This is a genomic window from Paenibacillus lycopersici, assembly GCF_010119935.1.
GTDB lineage: Bacteria > Bacillota > Bacilli > Paenibacillales > Paenibacillaceae > Paenibacillus_Z > Paenibacillus_Z lycopersici.
Genome location: NZ_CP048209.1, coordinates 148234 through 166884, shown reverse-complemented (window position 1 = coordinate 166884; position 18651 = coordinate 148234). Strand labels below are relative to the sequence as shown.

General features: G+C 58.6%; 18 protein-coding genes. 16 read left to right on the top strand and 2 right to left on the bottom strand.

Going from position 1 to position 18651, the window contains the following annotated elements:
- Positions 1-344 precede the first annotated feature (344 nt).
- Positions 345-524, bottom strand: coding sequence for a YjzC family protein (locus GXP70_RS00700; protein WP_162354720.1), 180 nt, complete (start codon positions 522-524; stop codon positions 345-347).
- Between the two features lie 236 nt (positions 525-760).
- Here GXP70_RS00700 and rpsF point away from each other — a divergent pair, with 236 nt between their 5' ends.
- Genes rpsF through rpsR form a run of 3 tightly spaced genes read left to right on the top strand, consistent with a single transcriptional unit; the run spans position 761 to position 1949 of the window.
- On the top strand, positions 761-1045 hold the full coding sequence (gene rpsF / locus GXP70_RS00695; protein ID WP_162354719.1) for a 30S ribosomal protein S6: 285 nt from the start codon (positions 761-763) through the stop codon (positions 1043-1045).
- A gap of 52 nt (positions 1046-1097) precedes the next feature.
- Positions 1098-1652, top strand: a complete 555-nt coding sequence (locus GXP70_RS00690) for a single-stranded DNA-binding protein (protein ID WP_162354718.1) — start codon at positions 1098-1100, stop codon at positions 1650-1652.
- 18 nt (positions 1653-1670) lie between these two features.
- On the top strand, positions 1671-1949 hold the full coding sequence (gene rpsR / locus GXP70_RS00685; protein WP_090649321.1) for a 30S ribosomal protein S18: 279 nt from the start codon (positions 1671-1673) through the stop codon (positions 1947-1949).
- Positions 1950-2051: 102 nt separating this feature from the next.
- On the opposite strand, the gene GXP70_RS00680 is transcribed toward rpsR, so the two are convergent.
- Entirely contained in the window at positions 2052-2411 is a 360-nt protein-coding gene (locus GXP70_RS00680) for a DUF4870 domain-containing protein (RefSeq protein WP_162354717.1), read from the bottom strand.
- Positions 2412-2616: 205 nt separating this feature from the next.
- Here GXP70_RS00680 and GXP70_RS00675 point away from each other — a divergent pair, with 205 nt between their 5' ends.
- From GXP70_RS00675 to yycI, 13 genes are all read left to right on the top strand, one after another.
- Complete coding sequence (locus GXP70_RS00675; RefSeq protein ID WP_162354716.1) at positions 2617-3705, top strand: LCP family protein; 1089 nt, start codon at positions 2617-2619, stop codon at positions 3703-3705.
- A 45-nt stretch (positions 3706-3750) separates the two neighbouring features.
- Entirely contained in the window at positions 3751-4188 is a 438-nt protein-coding gene (locus tag GXP70_RS00670; RefSeq protein ID WP_162354715.1) for a CBS domain-containing protein, read from the top strand.
- Between the two features lie 216 nt (positions 4189-4404).
- On the top strand, positions 4405-5307 hold the full coding sequence (locus tag GXP70_RS00665; protein ID WP_162354714.1) for a DUF2232 domain-containing protein: 903 nt from the start codon (positions 4405-4407) through the stop codon (positions 5305-5307).
- An 18-nt stretch (positions 5308-5325) separates the two neighbouring features.
- The gene (locus GXP70_RS00660; protein WP_162354713.1) at positions 5326-7287 is read left to right on the top strand and encodes a DHH family phosphoesterase; all 1962 of its coding nucleotides are present in this window, start codon (positions 5326-5328) and stop codon (positions 7285-7287) included.
- Positions 7284-7727, top strand: a complete 444-nt coding sequence (rplI, locus tag GXP70_RS00655) for a 50S ribosomal protein L9 (RefSeq protein ID WP_162354712.1) — start codon at positions 7284-7286, stop codon at positions 7725-7727. Before GXP70_RS00660 ends, rplI begins: the two co-directional genes overlap by 4 nt.
- A 22-nt stretch (positions 7728-7749) precedes the next feature.
- On the top strand, positions 7750-9114 hold the full coding sequence (gene dnaB, locus GXP70_RS00650; RefSeq protein ID WP_162354711.1) for a replicative DNA helicase: 1365 nt from the start codon (positions 7750-7752) through the stop codon (positions 9112-9114).
- A gap of 234 nt (positions 9115-9348) precedes the next feature.
- A complete protein-coding gene (locus tag GXP70_RS00645) occupies positions 9349-10635 on the top strand; it encodes an adenylosuccinate synthase (RefSeq protein ID WP_162354710.1) in 1287 nt (428 codons plus the stop codon).
- A 227-nt stretch (positions 10636-10862) separates the two neighbouring features.
- Positions 10863-11633 carry an ICP22 family protein gene (locus GXP70_RS00640; protein WP_162354709.1) on the top strand — a complete coding sequence of 257 codons (771 nt, stop codon included), beginning with the start codon at positions 10863-10865 and terminating at the stop codon, positions 11631-11633.
- Between the two features lie 267 nt (positions 11634-11900).
- A complete protein-coding gene (locus GXP70_RS00635; RefSeq protein ID WP_225442615.1) occupies positions 11901-13295 on the top strand; it encodes a M23 family metallopeptidase in 1395 nt (464 codons plus the stop codon).
- Positions 13296-13478: 183 nt separating this feature from the next.
- Complete coding sequence (gene yycF, locus GXP70_RS00630) at positions 13479-14237, top strand: response regulator YycF (protein ID WP_162354707.1); 759 nt, start codon at positions 13479-13481, stop codon at positions 14235-14237.
- Entirely contained in the window at positions 14234-16231 is a 1998-nt protein-coding gene (locus GXP70_RS30405) for an ATP-binding protein (RefSeq protein WP_162354706.1), read from the top strand. Before yycF ends, GXP70_RS30405 begins: the two co-directional genes overlap by 4 nt.
- Positions 16228-17667, top strand: a complete 1440-nt coding sequence (locus GXP70_RS00620) for a YycH family regulatory protein (protein WP_162354705.1) — start codon at positions 16228-16230, stop codon at positions 17665-17667. Before GXP70_RS30405 ends, GXP70_RS00620 begins: the two co-directional genes overlap by 4 nt.
- 230 nt (positions 17668-17897) lie before the next feature.
- The gene (yycI, locus tag GXP70_RS00615; RefSeq protein ID WP_162354704.1) at positions 17898-18623 is read left to right on the top strand and encodes a two-component system regulatory protein YycI; all 726 of its coding nucleotides are present in this window, start codon (positions 17898-17900) and stop codon (positions 18621-18623) included.
- The last annotated feature ends 28 nt before the right edge of the window (positions 18624-18651 follow it).

Genomic DNA, 18651 nt, shown 5'->3' with positions numbered 1-18651 from the left:
AGCCGGTTCTCGATCGAGCGATTGCCGGACGGGCGTTGCTTGCACTAATGAAGTTCATGCGGCATGCGGCGATGTCTTTATGAAGACAGGAAAAAAGGGCTCTTGCGAGCCCTTTTCCCGACGGTGGTTTTGTAGAATACAGTCATCACAAAGCTTTCGGTAAGAAACCTCGCGTGTGTTACAGACAAGTGTCTTTAGCACAACCCTCCGCTTCTATGCTGAGTGGACAGAATCTCCTTGAGGTTCAAGCACATTGACGTTCAATGGAACCACACCTCTCAATGCACCGTCACGAATTATAATGCGCCAAGCCCGTCCGATTTATACGCCGCTATTCAAAAAAATCAGTGCATCCTTTTCCACTTGCGGTCTTTGTTCGACGTATCGGGGAATTGGTCGCCTTTGTTCAAATGCACTTTCTTCGGATTGTTAACGCCCATATGGAACGAAGCCTCGCCGATCTCGATGTACGTTCCGTCGTTCGGGGCGCGGTCGCCCGGCCGGAATTCCGTCCATTCGCCCATTGCTGCTGCACCTCCATTTGATGTCTGCTGCCGCGATTTCAGGGGGGAACCCCGTTCGTTAGTTTGCGCACGACGCGGTTTCGGCATGAACGGAAGAATGAGGGAGGGCTAGCAGCGATTCCTTACTTGTCAAGCGGGTTATAAATTTGATATAGTATTCAAGTATGCGAGAAAGCTTTATTGCTCGCTCCTTGCTCCCGCATGGGGGCCGCATAGTCCAAGAGGAGGTGAATCAAATGCGCAAATACGAACTGATGTACATCATTCGTCCGGAAGTGGAACAAGAAGCAGTTCAAACGCTGACTGAAAAGTTCCAAGCAATCATCGGAAACGGCGGAGAAGTCACGAAGCATGACGTGATCGGTAAGCGCCGCCTTGCGTATGAGATCAATAAGATTCGTGACGGCATTTACGTGCTCGTTCATTTCAACGCAACGCCAGAAGTTGTGAATGAACTTGACCGCGTCATGAAAATTACGGATGAAGTTATCCGTTTCTTGATCACGAAAGATGTAGCTTAATTGTTAAGTCGCATCGAAACGCAAGCGATGTTTTGATTGGAGGCGATAAACGATGTTGAACCGCGTTATTCTCATCGGCAGATTAACAAGGGATCCTGAAATGCGCTATACGCCTGCAGGCGTTGCGGTAACGCAATTTACGCTTGCGGTGGATCGCCCGTTTACAAGCACCGGCCAAGGCGGAGAACGCGAACGCGAGGCGGATTTCATTCCGATCGTGACGTGGCGCCAGCTGGCCGAAACCTGCGCCAATTACTTGCGCAAAGGCCGTCTTGCGGCGGTCGAAGGACGTATCCAGGTACGGAATTACGAGAACAACGAAGGCAAGCGCGTCTATGTGACGGAAGTTATTGCCGATAACGTTCGCTTCTTGGAATCCGCTAACCGGGACAACGGTCCACGCGAAGATAATGGCGGCGGCAATTACGGCGGCGGTGGCGGCGGAAACTACGGTGGAGGCGGCCAAGGCGGCGGCTATGGCGGTAACGGCGGCGGTTCGCAAGGCGGCGGACGTTCAGGAGGCACACCTCGGAACAACAACGGCCGTGATCCATTCTCGGATGACGGGCGCCCGATCGATATATCGGAAGATGATTTGCCATTCTAAACGAAAGGACGGATGAACATGAGCTTCAAACAAAGAGATGGTGGCGACGAGCGTCCAGAACGTAAGTTCGGCGGCCGCAAAGGCCGTAACAAGCGCCGTAAAGTATGCTTCTTCACCGCTAACAAAATTACACACATTGACTATAAAGATACGGACCTGCTTCGTAAATTTATTAGCGAACGCGGCAAAATCCTGCCACGCCGTGTAACTGGAACTAGCGCGAAGTACCAACGCCTGCTGACGATCGCGATCAAGCGTTCGCGTCAAGTTGCGCTGTTGCCTTACACAACGGAATAGATGTTTGATGAGAGAGGCAGCCTTCGGGCTGCCTTTTTGCGTTGGCCGGCAAGCGCGGGCGCCGGCCAACGCGATTGCTCATGCCAGACTCATATCCGGGCATCAGAATTTCGCGGCTTGCTGCTCGGCGAAGTCGCCGATAATCGGCAGCTTGAACCATCGTCCCTGAAGCGCAAGGAGCATTAAGGCAACCCATAGAACAAATGACAGCGGTGCTAACAATACGCCAAGGAACCAGCCGATAATCGGGATGAAGCCGAGTACAATATTAATGACGAACAGCGATAAGGACAGCATGATGGATTGCATGGCATGAAACTTCACGAACGTGCTTCGTTTCTCCAGCGCGAGAAACAGCAATCCGGTCACGATCACGCCTAAGTAACAAAGCAGCCCTACGATCTTTGGGTCAATGCCGGTCGACGAACGATCCGGCGCAAAACGCGGCGCAAGGATAAGCATGCCCCCTTCCCTATTGTTAGGTATGTATTCATTTGGCGGGCGGACTATGCGGATCCGCTTGAACTTTCGGTTTCCTTGTTAGCGGCGTCCAGTTTTGCTAATGATTTGTCTTGAACGAAGTGGAACCTTCCTCTGAAGCGAACCGTTTAGAATAGGGTGCAGGCGTGTAATAGAATGGCGGAAGACAGGAGCATAGCGAGACAACATGACGAGACCTCGAAGAAGAAGAAGACGTTATAGATGGCTGGCCGCCTTGCTTGTGCTGCTCGTCGCGGGCGGAGCGACGGCGTATTACAATCGCGGCGCACTGGCGCTATGGGGATTCGATACGTTTCTGTCGGATCGCGTGGAGGAGAAGCTGGAGAAGTCCTACAAGCCCCTGGAGGGCCGCAAGCCGGTCGAGACAGTCTATAAGAAGGAGCAGCCGTTCTCGCTGCTGCTGCTCGGCGTCGATCAGCGGGATAAGGAGATCGGACGTTCCGACACGATGATCTATACGGTCGTCAGACCGAGCGACGGCGCCATGCTGATGGTTTCCATCCCCCGGGATACGTACGTCGACATCGTCGGGAAGAAGACGAAGGCAGGCAGGCAATGGGAAGATAAAATCACCCATGCCTACGCATTCGGCGGCACGAAGATGTCGATGGAAACGGTCGAGAAGATGTTTGGCGTACGGGTCGACCATTATGCTACAATAAACTTCAAAGGCTTTCGCGATGTCATTGACGCGATGGGCGGGATTGCGCTTCCCATTACGAAGGATCTGGTCAATGACGATCCCGATCACGAGAAGTTCGTGGTGAAAGCCGGGAAAGACGTCTACAACGGCACGGAGGCGCTGAATTTCGTTCGTTACCGGGAAGACGCCGGGGGCGATACGAGCCGCGCAGGACGCCATCAGGTGTTCCTGAACGCGATAATGAACAAGGCGTCGAGTGTCGGCCAGTGGTCGAAAATTCCGCAAATGATCGACATCATGGGCAATAATTTCAGCACGGATTTGACGCCGGCGCATATGCTCGACCTTGCGAGAAGCATGCTGCAAAGCGGCAGCCGCTCGATTTACAGCCATACGCTGAAGGGCGAAGGCCATCGCAAGACGGCACGCGGCGCCTGGTATTATTTTGCCGACGAACAGGACTTGGCGGCGTCGAAAGCGCTCATTAAGGCCTGGCTCGATCCGGCCAGCACGAAAGCACAGCTGCCGCTTCCGGAGGAGAATCAGCAGAAGAATAAACAGCAGCCGGTTGCGCCCTTGTCGGCGAAGCCGGGCACATCCGTGAAGAGATAACGGCAGCCAAGCGGATGAAAAGGAAGGAAGGTGGGCAACGCACGCATGAACATTGCATTTTTCCTGTTGCCGAAGCAAGAAGTGGTGTGGCTGACGCTCGACGCCACGCTGCGCCAGACGCTTGAACGCATGGAGCATCACCGCTATACGGCGGTTCCGATCCTGGATCGCGACGGCGGCTATGCCGGGACGCTCACCGAAGGCGATCTGCTCTGGTATATGAAGAACAACCCGCAGCTCACGTTCGATCAGACGAACAAGGTCAAGCTGTCCGACGTGCAGATGCGGCTGACCAACAAGGCCGTGCAGATCGACGCGAACATGGAGGATCTCGTCTCCCTGGCGAAAGTGCAGAACTTCGTTCCGGTGGTAGACGACATGAACCGGTTTATCGGCATCGTACGCCGCAGCGACATTATCGATTATTGCGAAGCACTCATTCTTAAAGCACTTCATATTCAGCAGGAGACAGCCGCCGGTTAAGAACCCGATAGCAGGCAGTGCTGGTGCCCATAGACGCCGTCCTCAAGCTCGAGGGCGGCGTTTCTAACTTCAACGGGGGTGCGGATTCTACGGCAGCGGCGTCGTCCGAGGCCGGGTACTGGACAGGGTCTCCTGTGTTGCCGTACATGTTTTATGCTATAATGGGGAGTAAAGCTTAAGGCTGCGCACTAGTAACTAAAGCAAGAGGTGAACGGGTTGAAAACCGGTGTAAGATCGATGCTTTGGAGCGCCGCGGCATTGTTGCTGCTGCTCGCCATCGCCGTACCGCTCATGAACGTGCTTGTGTCCGCGCTCATGATGGTGCCCGTGGTAATTTTGTATACGACGCTGCCCGTGCGTTCCTTTGCCTTGCATATGGCTGTCGTGTACGCAATCGGAACCGTACTATTGGGACCGGTCGCTTTGATCGTCGGACTGTTCTTCCTGATCCCGTCCGTCATCATGGGACACTTGTACCGCAAGGGCGTGCCGGCGCGCACAACGCTGACGGCCGTCGTGCTGACGCTGCTCGGCTTGTCTTTGCTGCAGCTGATGCTTGCCGACCTGTGGTTCGACTTCTCGCTGATTCGCGAGATTCGCACGACCATTACGGATCTGGTCGACAACCTGAACAGCGACGGATTGATGCCAAGCACGTGGACGGCGGAAGTAACGGAAAGTTATATTCGGAGTTTGATTCATGCCATTCCGATGGCGCTTATTGTTGTCTCGTTCCTCTATACGGTCATCGCGCACGGAATCGCGGGCAGGATTCTGCGCGCTTCGGGCATTGCCGTTGCCAAGCTGCAGGCACCGCACCAATGGATGCTGCCTCGTATTTTCGTCCTGTACTATTTGATCGTTCTTCTCGCGGACATGGCGGTGCCGAGCGACGGAACGTCGTTCATGGCGGTCGCGCTCCACAACCTGCAGCCGCTGATGCAAATGGCGTTCACCATTCAGGCGATGGGCTTCTTCTTCTACGTCGCGCACGAGCGCAGATGGAATAAAGCGATTCCGGTTCTTCTGTCCGTCATCGTCGTGTTCTTCCCGCCGTTAAGCTGGATTGGACTGTTCGACGTCGCGTTCCCGATCCGAAGAGCGTTCAAGAAATCGTAATGCAGGAGCGGAGTTAACATGCCGAGGTTTCTAATTAAACGATGGCACGGCATGCACCACTTATGGGCGTTCGTGCTGATGTTGTTCATGACGATCACGCTCGCGACGTACGAATGGAAGCTGGGCGTGATCGGGCTGGCGTTGTCCGGCGCCATCGGCGTATATTCCGTGATGGCCGAGCGGGCGTTCAGGCGGGATTTGAAAATGTACCTCGGCACGCTGTCCTACCGCGTGAAGAAGGCGGGCCAGGAAGTGATCAGCGATCTGCCGTTCGGCATTATTCTGTATAACGAAGACAAGACGATCGAATGGCATAACGCGTTCGTGACGAACATGCTGGAGCGGGAGTCGGCCGTGGGCGAATCGCTGAGCGACTTGTTTCCGACGCTGTCGCAGGCGAAGGAACGCGAAGGCACGGTGGAAGCGGCGATCGGCAGCGCCATCTATGAGCTGCAATTCCGGTTCGACGAGCGGCTGCTGTACGTGCGCGATATTACGAAGCAGTGGCAGCTGGCCAAGCGGTACGAGGAAGAGAAGATGGCGCTTGGCATCGTCATGATGGATAACCTCGAAGAAGTGACGCAGGGGATGGACGACCAGCAGCGCAGCACGCTGATGTCGAAGGCCACGGCCGAAATTACGGAATGGGCCAACAAGTTCCACGTCTATCTGAAGCGGCTGACGTCGGACCGCTATCTGGTCATGACGGATCAGCGCACGCTGAAGCAGCTGGAGCTGTCGCGCTTCGTCCTGCTGGACGAGGTGCGGGAGATTACGGCCGACAATAAAATCCCGATGACGCTCAGCATCGGCTTCGCGGCCGGCGCGGACAGCATCGTCGAGCTGGGGCACTGGGCGCAGACGAGTCTCGACTATGCGCTCGGGCGCGGCGGCGATCAGGCGGCCGTCAAGGTCGGCCAGCGCCAGTCGTTCTACGGCGGCAAGTCCAACGCCGTCGAGAAGCGGACGCGGGTGCGCGCGCGCGTCGTGGCGCATGCGCTGCGGGATTTGATGCGCGACAGCGACCGCATCCTCATCATGGGGCACAAGATGCCCGATATGGACGCGGTGGGCGCGTCGATCGGCGTGCTCAAGGCGGCGCTGCTGTTCAACAAGGAAGCCTACATCGTGCTGGAGGGCGTCAATCCGGCCATTCAGCGCATGATGGAGATGCTGCGGGAAGACGAGCGCATCGCCAAGCGGTTCATTACGCCGGACCAGGCGCTCGGCATCGTGGACGGCAAGACGCTGGCGGTCGTCGTCGACACGCATAAGGCGTCCATGGTCAAGGAGCCGCGCCTGCTGTCGCTGACGGACAAAATCGTCGTCGTGGACCATCACCGCCGCGGCGAGGAGTTTATCGCCAATGCGATGCTGGTCTATATGGAGCCGTACGCGTCATCCACCTGTGAATTGGTGACGGAGCTGCTTCAATATATTCACGACCGGGTAGCCCTGGATATACGGGAAGCGACGGCGCTGCTCGCAGGCATTACGGTGGATACGAAGAGCTTCTCGCTCCGCACCGGCTCGCGGACGTTCGAGGCCGCCTCGTTCCTGCGCCGCAACGGCGCGGATTCCGCGCTCATCCAGCGGATGATGAAAGAGGATCTGGCGGAGTACATCAAGAAAGCGGAAATGATCAAGCAGGCGGAAATCGTCTATGAACATATCGCCATCGCGGTGACGGAGCAAGGGAGACAGTATTCCCAGCTGCTCATCGCGCAGTCGGCGGATACGCTGCTGAACATGACGGACGTCCTTGCGTCCTTCGTCGTCGGCGAGCGGCCGGACGGCCTGATCGGCATCAGCGCCAGGTCGCTCGGCCATATGAACGTGCAGGTCGTCATGGAGCGCATGGGCGGCGGCGGTCACTTGACCAACGCCGCCGCGCAGCTGGAGGGCACCGTCTCGGAAGTCGCGCAGCGCCTGAAGCAAGTGCTGCAAGAAATCGATAAGGAAGAGGGGCTATTCGAATGAAGGTAATTTTTCTGCAAGACGTAAAGGGTCAAGGCAAGAAGGGCGAAATCAAGGATCTGTCGGAAGGCTACGTACGCAACTTCCTGTTTCCGAAAAATCTTGCGAAGCCGGCATCGGAAGGCAACGTAAAGACGCTGGACGCGCAGAAGGCCGCCGAGCTGCGGAAGAAGGAGCAGGAGAAGGCCGACGCGCAGGCGCTGGGCGCCCGCCTGGAAGCGATGAAGGTCGTCGTAAAGACGAAAGCCGGCGAAGGCGGCCGTCTGTTCGGCGCGATCACGAGCAAGCAGATCGCCGAGGCGCTGGAAGCGCTGGGCGTGAAGGTCGACAAGCGCAAGATCGAACTGGAGGAGCCGATCCGTACGCTGGGCGTCACGCAGGTACAGGTCAAGCTGCATCCCGAAGTGAAAGCGAAGCTGAGCGTTCATGCCTCGGAAGAATAATTACGAAGGAGTCAGGGAAACGATGAGCGATGAGCTGACGATGTTCGACCGCGTGCCGCCGCAGAACATGGAAGCGGAGCAGGCGGTGCTGGGCGCGGTGCTGCTGCAGACGGAAGCGCTCATTACGGCAATGGAACGGCTGCGGAGCGAGGACTTCTACCTGCCGTCGCACCAGTTGATCTATGATGCGATGGTCGATCTCGGCGAGAACAATCAGCCCATCGACCTCGTGACCCTGACGGCTTATCTGCAAGACCGGCAGCAGCTGGAGGAGATCGGCGGCGTCAGCTACCTGGCCAAGCTGGGCAATGCGGTGCCGACGGCGGCAAACGTGGACTATTACGCGCAGATCGTCGAAGAGAAATCGATGCTGCGCCGGCTGATCCGCACGGCGACGAACATCGTATCGGACGGCTATGCGGCCGCGGACGATATCGGGCTTATGCTGAGCGATGCGGAATCGCGCATCATGGAGCTGTCCAACCGTCGTTCGAGCAGCGGCTTCATCTCGATCCGCGACGTGCTGATGGAAGTATTCGAGCGGGTCGAGCATCTGTATTCCAACAAGGGCGGATCGACGGGCATCCCATCCGGGTTCGCGGATCTCGACAAAATGACGTCCGGCTTTCAGCGCAACGATCTCATTATCGTGGCCGCCCGGCCGTCCGTAGGGAAGACGGCGTTCGCGCTGAACATCGCCCAGAACGTCGGCGTGCGCGCCCGCGAGACGGTGGCGATCTTCAGTCTCGAGATGTCCGCCGCCCAGCTGGTGCAGCGGATGATCTGCGCGGAATCGAATGTCGATGCCGGCCGGATGAGGACGGGGTATCTGGAAGGCGACGATTGGGAAAAACTAACGATGGCGATCGGTTCGCTGTCGGAAGCGCAAATCTATATCGACGATACGCCCGGCATTACCGTCGCGGATATCCGGGCCAAATGCCGGCGCCTGAAGAAAGAGCGCGGGCTCGGCATGATTCTGATCGACTACCTGCAGCTCATCCAGGGCCGCGGCAAGGCGGGCGAGAACCGGCAGCAGGAAGTATCCGAGATCTCGCGTACGCTGAAGCAAATCGCGCGGGAGCTGGAAGTGCCGGTGATCGCGCTGTCCCAGCTCAGCCGGGGCGTCGAGCAGCGGCAGGACAAGCGTCCGATGATGTCCGACCTTCGGGAATCCGGTTCGATCGAGCAGGATGCCGATATCGTCGCGTTCCTGTACCGGGACGATTACTACGACAAAGAGTCGGAGAAGAAGAACATCATCGAGATCATCATCGCCAAGCAGCGTAACGGCCCGGTCGGCACGGTCGAGCTGGCGTTCCTGAAGAACTTCAATAAATTCGTCGGTTTGGACCGGTCGCATCAGGAGCCGGGACAGGCGTCGTAGCACTGCTTGGCGCGTTCCCGTCATTATATTTCTATTTCCGAACAATTGTAGGGGCAGCCCTACAATTGTTCGCTTTTCGTTGACTTTACCGGACTAAACCAGTAAACTAATAATGCTGCCGCTAAAGGGCAGTCTTGCTCCCGTTAGGAGCGGGCCTTGCTGCCGGTCACGGGCAGCCATTCGATGCGTTTGATCGGTTTGTTTGCGCGCAAAACATGTAATGGGGGTATATCCATGTCAACGGTAGTTGTAGTCGGCACCCAGTGGGGAGACGAAGGCAAAGGCAAGATCACCGATTTCTTGGCGGACGGCGCCGATGTTGTAGCCCGGTACCAAGGGGGCAATAACGCAGGCCATACGATCATGATCGGCAATAAGAAATATAAGCTCACGATGATTCCATCCGGAATTTTCAATGAAAATAAAGTGTGCGTCATCGGCAACGGCATGGTCATCAACCCGGCTGCCCTGATCGACGAAATCAATTATATACATGAGAACGGCTTCTCGACCGAGAACTTGAAAATCAGCGACCGCGCGCATCTGATCATGCCGTACCACCTGGTGCTGGACGGCTTGGAAGAAGAGCGCAAGGGCGATAACAAAATCGGCACGACCCGCAAGGGGATCGGCCCTTGCTACATGGACAAAGCGGCGCGCAACGGCATTCGCGTGGCCGATCTGATGGACGCCGAGGAGTTCGAATCGAAGCTTCGCCGTCTTATCGTCGAGAAGAACCAAGTCATCGAGCAAGTGTACGGCGGCGAGAAGCTGGACGCAGACGAGATCCTCGGACAGTACCTCGGCTATGCCGAGACGCTTCGGCCGTACGTGACGGATACGTCGGTCGTGCTGAACGACGCGATCGACGGCGACAAGCGTGTCCTGTTCGAAGGCGCGCAAGGCGTTATGCTCGATATCGATCAAGGCACGTACCCGTACGTGACGTCGTCGAACCCGACCGCAGGCGGCGTCTGCATCGGTTCCGGCGTCGGGCCGTCGAAGATCCAGCAAGTCATCGGCGTGGCGAAAGCCTACACGACGCGCGTCGGCGACGGCCCGTTCCCGACGGAGCTGAACAATGAAATCGGCGACCTGATCCGTGAGAAGGGCCACGAGTACGGCACGGTTACCGGCCGTCCGCGCCGCGTCGGCTGGTTCGACACCGTCGTCGTCCGCCATGCGCGCCGCGTCAGCGGCATTACGGGCTTGTCCCTGAACTCGCTTGACGTGCTGTCCGGCCTGGAAACGGTCAAAATTTGCACCGGCTACAAGCTGCGCGGCGAAGTCATCACGCATTACCCGGCAAGCCTGAAGCTGATCTCCGAATGCGAAGCGGTGTACGAGGAGCTGCCGGGCTGGAGCGAGGACATCTCGAACGCGAAGACGCTGGAAGACTTGCCGGCGAATACGCGCCGCTACGTAGAGCGCGTCTCCGAGCTGACGGGCATTCCGATCGCGATCTTCTCCGTCGGCCGCAACCGGGAGCAGACGAATCCGGTCATGCCGATCTATGTCTAAATACGAACGAACGAGTAGAGGATGGCGAGTAATCGCCGTCCTCTTTCTTTTTTGCGCTCATGCGCGAATAGGTGAATGCTTCGTCCGGCCGCTGCCCATACTAAGCAGTACGGGCGAAATGCCCTTGCCAATCTAGCAGCCTGACACGGATTGGTGTGCATGGCATCGCGAGACGCATATGCAGCATTCAGCCGTTACTAGGCGGCGGCAGCAAAGGGTGATAGGGAATGTGGAAGATTACGGGGAAAGTAGCGGCGGCCGTCGGCAAGCTCGTCGCAGCGGCGCTGCTCGTCAGCTTTCTGTCCATCTGGACGACCGGCTATGTCGTGAACAGTTACGTGGAGACGCTGCTGAAGCAGTTCCATATTCCGCTGGAGGAACAGCCGTTCGCGCTCAGCGGGCTGTGGGGCGAGATGTGGGGGGCCGATCCCGGCGCGAAGCATGACGCAAATTCGAACACGGCGAACGCATCCTCGAGCAAGGATGACGCACCGGCAGCCGGGAGTCCATCCGGGAATGCGGCCGGTCAAACGCCGGCGGACGGCGCAAGCGGGAAGGATGCCGGGAGCGGCAGCCAAGGCACGACATCGACGGATAGCGGCGGCCAGGGAAGCGGGAACGACCAGGAAGCGGTGGATGCGTTCGGAGACTTGCCTGAAGGCCAGATCAGCGACATCGGCGGCGGAACAGGCCCGAAGGGCAACAGCGCAGCCTCGGGCCAGGAGAGCGGCGCGGGCGCAAGCGGCTCGTCGAAGGACAGCGTGGCCATGTCAACGGACGATATCAATGCCGTCAAGTCGCAAATGAGCGAGGCCGACAAGGAGCAGCTGTTCGGCGTCATGATGAAGAAGCTGCCGCAGGACGCGATGCAGCAGATATCGAAGCTGATGGAAGACGGGCTGACGGAAGAGGAAGTGACCCAGGTCAATCAGCTCATGGCGCAATATTTGGACCGCGACGAATACGACCAGATGTCGTCAATTCTGAGCAAATATTAATGTGGGGTAAAGGGGCGCTTGGTTGAACCTGCCTGTCGCGTTATGTTACAGTAGAAATCGTGATTGACAATGTAGAAAACCGTTGTCGAATATACTCACGATTAGGAACTATAACGCGATAAGGAGACGATCATGACCATTTTTACGGACAAGGGTCGATTCCGGAAGGTGTGGCGTACATTCCGACAGACTTTTCGGCGCGCAACCTCTAATGAAAGCCATTCAAATCCAGATCCAGATAGAGAACAGCAAGCAACGCGTCGCCTGATGCGCAAGAAGCCGCTGCTGGCTGCCGGAGGCGCGGCCGTCGTGCTGGCGGTCGCGGCAATGAGCGGGACGCATTACGTGAAGGCGCATACCGTGGAGTACCTCGAAGTGTATCAGAACGGGACCCTCATCGGCGATGTCAGCTCCAAGGAGCAGGTAGCGGAGCTGATCGACAACGTCAAGAAGAAGCTTGAAGCGGACAACGCCGGTCTACATATGACGCTTGAGACGGGTAAGATCACATACGGGGATAAAAGCGCTTACAACGCGAAGCCGGAGACGACGGCGACGCTCCGGAAGCTCGAGAGCTCGTTCACGTCCCATGCGACGGGCGTCGCGCTGGTCGTCGACGGCAAGCAGCTAGGCGTCGTCAAGGACAAAGCGACGGCCGATGCGCTGCTGAAGCGGGTGCAGGGCAAGTACGCGCCGAAGACCCAATCGGCGAAGACGGAAGTGACGGCGCTCGCTTATTCCGCCGACGGAAGCGTGAAGTCGAAGACGGCGCTGAAATCGGTGAAATTTGTCGAGAAAATCTCAACGGGCGACAAGGACGTTCAGCCTACGGACATTGCCGACCCGGAACAGCTGTATTTGCAGCTCATCAAGGGCGAGGTCAAGCCGAAATCGTACACGGTGCAGGAAGGCGACTGCGTCGGCTGTATCGCCCAGAAGTTCAATATTTCGCCGCAGGTGATCTACGAGCGCAACAAATGGATCAAGGACGACATGATCAAAGTCGGCGACGTGCTTGATCTGACCGTGCTGCAGCCGGAAGTGACGGTGGAGACGGTCGAGAACGTGACGGAGACGGAATCGATCGAGCCGAAGACGGTCTATCAGAAGAACAGCAACATGAAGTCGGGCGAACAGAAAGTCATCCGCCAAGGGCAGAGCGGCAAGAAGCAGCTCGTCTACCGGCTCGTGAAGCAGAACGGCTACCTGATGAGCGAAGAGCTGATCAGCGAAGTCGTGCTGGAGCCTTCCGTTCCGGCGATTATCATGAAGGGCACGAAGGTGAACCTCAGCGAGGGCACCGGGCAATTCGCCTGGCCGGTATCCGGCCACCGCCTGACCAGCTTCTTCGGCATGCGCTGGGGCGCGCTGCATCGCGGCGTGGACATGGTCGGCAGCCATAATATCAAGGCCGCGGACAACGGAGTCGTCACCTTCACGGGGACGCGCCCGGGACTCGGCAACTGCATCATCATCGACCATAAGAACGGGTACGAGACATGGTACGGCCACTTGAGCAAGATTCAGGTGAAGAAAGGACAGACTGTCAGCCAAGGCGAGCAAATCGGCATCATGGGCAATACCGGCCACTCCTTCGGTACGCATCTTCACTTCGAAATTCATAAGAACGGCCAGCTTCAAAACCCGCTTAAATATCTATAAAGACATCATGCAACTATGAAACACCGTCCGGCCCTCACAGGGCTGCGACGGTGTTTGCGCTATAAGGGGGAATTCGCCAGAATTCGCCTAAATCTCCCCTGATATGAGGGAACTTTCATTGGGAACGCGCTGCGCTCCTATGGTAGAATATAAGCAGATTGCGAAGCGACAGGCGGTGTAGCGATGCACGGAAAAATATTAGTGGTCGACGACGAACAACCGATAGCGGACATTATAAAATTCAACCTCGAGAAGGAAGGGTACCAAGTCATCTGCGCGTTCGACGGCGGAGAGGCGGTACGGCTCGCGTTCGAGGAATTGCCGGATTTGATTCTGCTTGATCTGATGCTGCCGGTGAAGGACGGCATGGACGTGTGCCGCGAGGTGCGCACCCGGCTGCAGACGCCGATCATCATGCTGACGGCGAAGGACACGGAGCTGGACAAGGTGCTGGGCCTCGAGCTCGGCGCGGACGATTACGTGACGAAGCCGTTCGGCACGCGCGAGCTGCTTGCGCGGGTGAAAGCGCATTTACGGCGGACCAAGAGCGAGCCGGCCGTAGCGGCCGCGGCGGGGGGCAATGCCGGCGCGGATACGCCGGTGGCTGCGGACAAGCAGGGGCTGGCGATTTTCAATTTGTTTATCGATACGGATATGTACGTGGTGTACAAGGACAATGAACCGCTCGACCTGACCCACCGCGAGTACGAGCTCGTGTATTACTTGGCGCGCAACAGCGGCAAGGTGATGACGCGCGAGCATCTGCTGCAGGCGGTATGGGGATTCGAATATTTCGGCGACGTGCGCACCGTGGACGTGACGATTCGGCGGCTTCGCGAGAAGATCGAGGATGACCCGAGCCGTCCGGAATACATCTTGACCAGGCGCGGCCTGGGCTATCTGATGCGCAATCCGAAATCCGGAGGTTTCGGCTTCGGATGAACGGGGGCATTCGCTTTTTTCGCACCATTCAAGTCAAGCTGATTATTATCTACGTGCTGCTGATCCTGATCGCGATGCAGCTGATCGGCGTGTATTTCATCAGTACGATGAAAACCTCGCTGACCTCGACGTTCACGAACAATATGAACGAGCAGGCGAACCTGCTCTCCGATATCGCGGCGCAGACGCTGTCCAACGAGCCGGATAAGCTGGGCAGTCCCGGCGACCAGACGCGGGAAGAGTATCTGGGCCTGCTGGTGCGCAACCTGTTCAGCCTGAACGAGGCGGAGATTCAGGTGATGGACGCGAACGGCAAGGTGCTGGCGACTTCGTCGCAGTCCCATCAGTCGTATATCGGGAAGAAGAACACGTCGCTCGCGGTCAGCCGGGCGCTCCAGGGCGTCCGCGACATCGAGGAGGAAATCATCGACGAGGACGGGGTGCGCAAGAAAGTGATCGTGAAGCCCGTCTATTACAGCGATAAAATCGTCGGCGCGGTGTATCTGACCGCCTCGATGAAGGAGATGTACCGCACGGTCGACCGGATCAACCGGATCTTCATGTCCGGCATGCTGTTCGCGCTCGGTTTGACGGGCGTGCTCGGCATTCTGCTCGCGCATACGATCACGAATCCGATCAAGGCGTTGACCAGGCAGGCGGCCGGCGTGGCGGAAGGCCGCTTCGACCAGCAGGTGCCGGTGCTCGGCGACGACGAGATCGGGCGGCTCTCCGAAGTGTTCAACAACATGACGATGCGTCTGCGCGACGCGCTGTCGGCCAACGAGGAGGAGAAGGAGAAGCTGGCCTCCATCCTGGCCAACATGAGCGACGGCGTGGTCGCCGCGGACGAACGCGGCTATGTCATTATCTCCAACCGCAGGGCGCTGGAGATGCTGCGCAGGGAAGATTGCGAGGGCGTCCGGCTCAGCGAGCTGTTCAATATGGAGAATACGCTGCCGGCGCTGCCAAGCGGAAGCGACCAGCCCGCGGCGCTCTATCACGTGCATTCCGACGGCGGGGAGGACGAGCTGCTGCGCGTGACGCTGACGCCGATCCATCGCCGGGAGCATGGAATCTCCGGCACGATCGCGGTGCTGCAGGACATTACGGAGCAGGAGCGCCTGGAGCAATCGCGGCGCGAGTTCGTCGCCAACGTCTCGCATGAGCTGCGCACGCCGCTCACGACGATCAAGAGCTACGCGGAGGCGCTCGACGAGGGCGCGCTGGACGAGCGGGAGCTCGGGCTGCGGTTCGTGGGCGTCATCCGCAACGAGACGGAACGGATGATTCGGCTCGTCACCGACCTGCTGCATCTGTCGCGGCTCGATTCCAATCAGGCGCCGCTGCGCAGGCAGCAGACGAATATGCCCGAGATGCTGGAAGAAGTGGCGGACCGCTTCTCCTTCCAGATGCGGAAGAAAGCGATTCGCGTCTCGGTGCGCGTGGAGGACGGCATTACGACGGTCTGGCTCGACCGCGATCAGATCGACCAGGTGCTGGATAATCTCGTGTCCAATGCGATCAAATATACGCTCGACGGCGGGCGCATCGAGATCGCGGCGTGGCGGGTCCATGCCCGGGCCGGCGGAGTCGACGACCAGGGCAGGATGCAGGCCCGAGCAGCCGGCGAGGCTGGCGACCAGGGCAGGATGCAGGCCCGAGCAGCCGGCGAAGCTGGCGACCAGGGCAGGATGCAGGCCCGAGCAGCCAGCGAAGCTGGCGACCAGGGGCGGCAGGAGCCGGCCGCGATCGCGATCAGCGTGAAGGATACCGGCATCGGCATTCCGAAGCGGGATCTGGGCCGGATCTTCGACCGGTTCTACCGGGTAGACAAGGCCCGCTCGCGGAGCATGGGCGGCACCGGCCTCGGATTGTCCATTGCCCGGGAAATCGTCAAAGCCCACGGCGGCACGATCTCCCTCGATTCCGAGCTGAACGAGGGCACGACCGTGACGTTCGTGCTCCCGCTGCTGACCGGGGGTGAGCCGGCATGATCGATAAAGCGAAGACGATTCTGCTGACGGCGCTTGTTATCCTGAGCCTCATCCAGAGCTATCTGCTCGCGTACAGCATGCCCGGTCTCGGGATCACGACGCAGCAGCAGCAGGGGTACGTGAAGGTGCCGATGGGGGAAGAAGCGAAGGCCGAGAGCGTTATTTTTCCGGAGGACATGGTGCTACATCTGGGCAAGTCGAAGCATACGGTGCTCTACCCCGATTCGAATTTCTATAATCTGATCTTCGACAAGATCAAGAGCCGGGAGTTCAAGGGCTTCCAGCGGACGACCGCAACGGCGGCGGATTGGAACAGCATTCGCGACCACGATCAGGGGCTCGAGCTGCGGTTCGGGAGCGGCGTGCCGATGGAGCTGCTGAGCAAGGTGTTGAAGCTGGAAGGCGATACGCCGTTCATGAACGACGTGGTGGACCGGATCTGGATCTATAAAAGCAGCGAGCGCGACGAGGTGCGGACGTACTTCTTCAGCGCCGACAACATGACGGTGTACGAGTCGGTGAAAGCCGACTTGACCGCGCAGGACGTACAGATGTACGTCGGCTACGGCGAATATCAGGTCAATTACAAACGGATCAGCACCGATCTGTATCTGCCCGAAGGGCCGGTGGAGTCGCTGGCCTCGACCGTCGGCTATGACAGCTATACGCCGATCGAAATGCAGAGCTATCTGTTCAACGATCCCGGCGTGACGCGGGAGATCAGCGACCGCAACGGCTCGCAGATCTATACGGACGGCAAGCGCGGGCTGCAGATCGAACAGAACGGACGCTGGCTCAGCTACACGGACTCCGTCGCCGTCCAGAGCCGCGGCGACAACCAAAGCCAGAACGTCTACGCCGCGATTCAATTCGTCAATCAGCACGGCGGCTGGGACGGGCTGCACCGTTTCGTGTATGCCGACTTGTTCGGGGACGCGCAGGTGCTGAAGTTCCAGCAGTACTATGGCTCGTTCCCGCTCGTGCCGATGGATCCGTTCCTGTTCGGCAGCATGAAGCTGCGCCTGCAGGACGGCGTCGTCTCGGAGTACGAGCGGTCCATGCTGACGCTGAAGAAGAAGGCGGACAAGCGCAGCGTGCGCTGGCTGCCCGGCGGCGAACTGCTGGCGAACGCGTTCGCGCAGTTCGAGCGCAGGTCGGAAGTCGTGGCGATCTACCCGGCGCTGATGGTTACGCCAGGGGATGGCGATACGCTCCAGTTCGATCCGATCTGGGCGGTGCGGCTGGGCGACAATACGCAGGCGAAGCTGCTTGACGCGATCCCGGGCGGCTACAAGCCGCTGCCGGGCGAGCCGGGCGGCGCGCCGCTCACGGAGAAGGAAGGCAATGGCGCGACGGGCGGCCAGGGCACAGGCTTGGCCGTCGGCAGCGCGGCCTTGGGCATTCCGTTCGGGCAAGGGCTCGGCGTTCCTGAATAGGCGGTTCGCTGGCTTGGTCTACCGTTCATCGGCGGAGGCCGGAGAAATGCAGCCATCGCATGTGCCGGACGGCGCCGCGGGCTGCATTGGCGGCCGTCCGGGCGGACCGAATCGCCTGTCGGCCTTCGAATGATTGGCGTGTGGGGGCTTTGCGCGCGTTGATCGCGGGCCGGTCCGGCGCCTACGTACGCTTACGTAATAGAGGCACAGTTTGGAAAGGCGTGGTCGGAATGGACTGGGGCAGGGCGAAGAGTGTGCTCATTATCGCGTTCTTGCTGCTGAATGTCGTGCTTGGGTACCAGCTCCTGTCCAGTTTCCGGGAGCGGCCGTACACGAGCGCGGACGTCAATGATCTGCGGCCGGAGACGCAGGCGCTGATGAAGGAGAAGCAGATCAAGCTCGGGACGAGCATTCCTTCGGAGACGCCGGATTTGAAGGATCTGACGTTCCGGGTGAAGGCGGCGAAGCTGGGGCTGGGGGAACGGCATGAGCTGGAGAAGCCGGTCGACAGCAAAGTGGCTTTCACGCCGAAGGAGCTGAAGGAAAGCCTAGGCGGCATCATCCCGGATTTGGATAAATATACGTTCGGCGAGTATTTGGAAAGCGAGTTCGTCTTCTACCGGGTGGCCGAGGGCCGTCCGATGTTCGACGTCAAGCTGGAGCTGTTCTACAGCAATTTGAAAATCACCGCGTACAAGCAGGATCTCATCGAGCTGCTGCCTTCGGAGAAATCGACGCCGCAGTCCGTGCTGCCGGCCGCGAAGGTGGTCGCGAGCCTGATCGAGAACAAGAATCTGCTGCATAACGGCGCGGTCATCAAGGAAATCAAGCTGGGCTATCACGGGCAGATCTTCAACTCGGATACCCAAGTATCGGCGCCCACGTGGCGCGTGCAGCTGGAGGACGGCGGGCAGTACTACGTGAACGCCATCAGCGGCGAAGCGGTTACGGAATAATCGGCATTACGGGAGGCCGTTCGGCCGG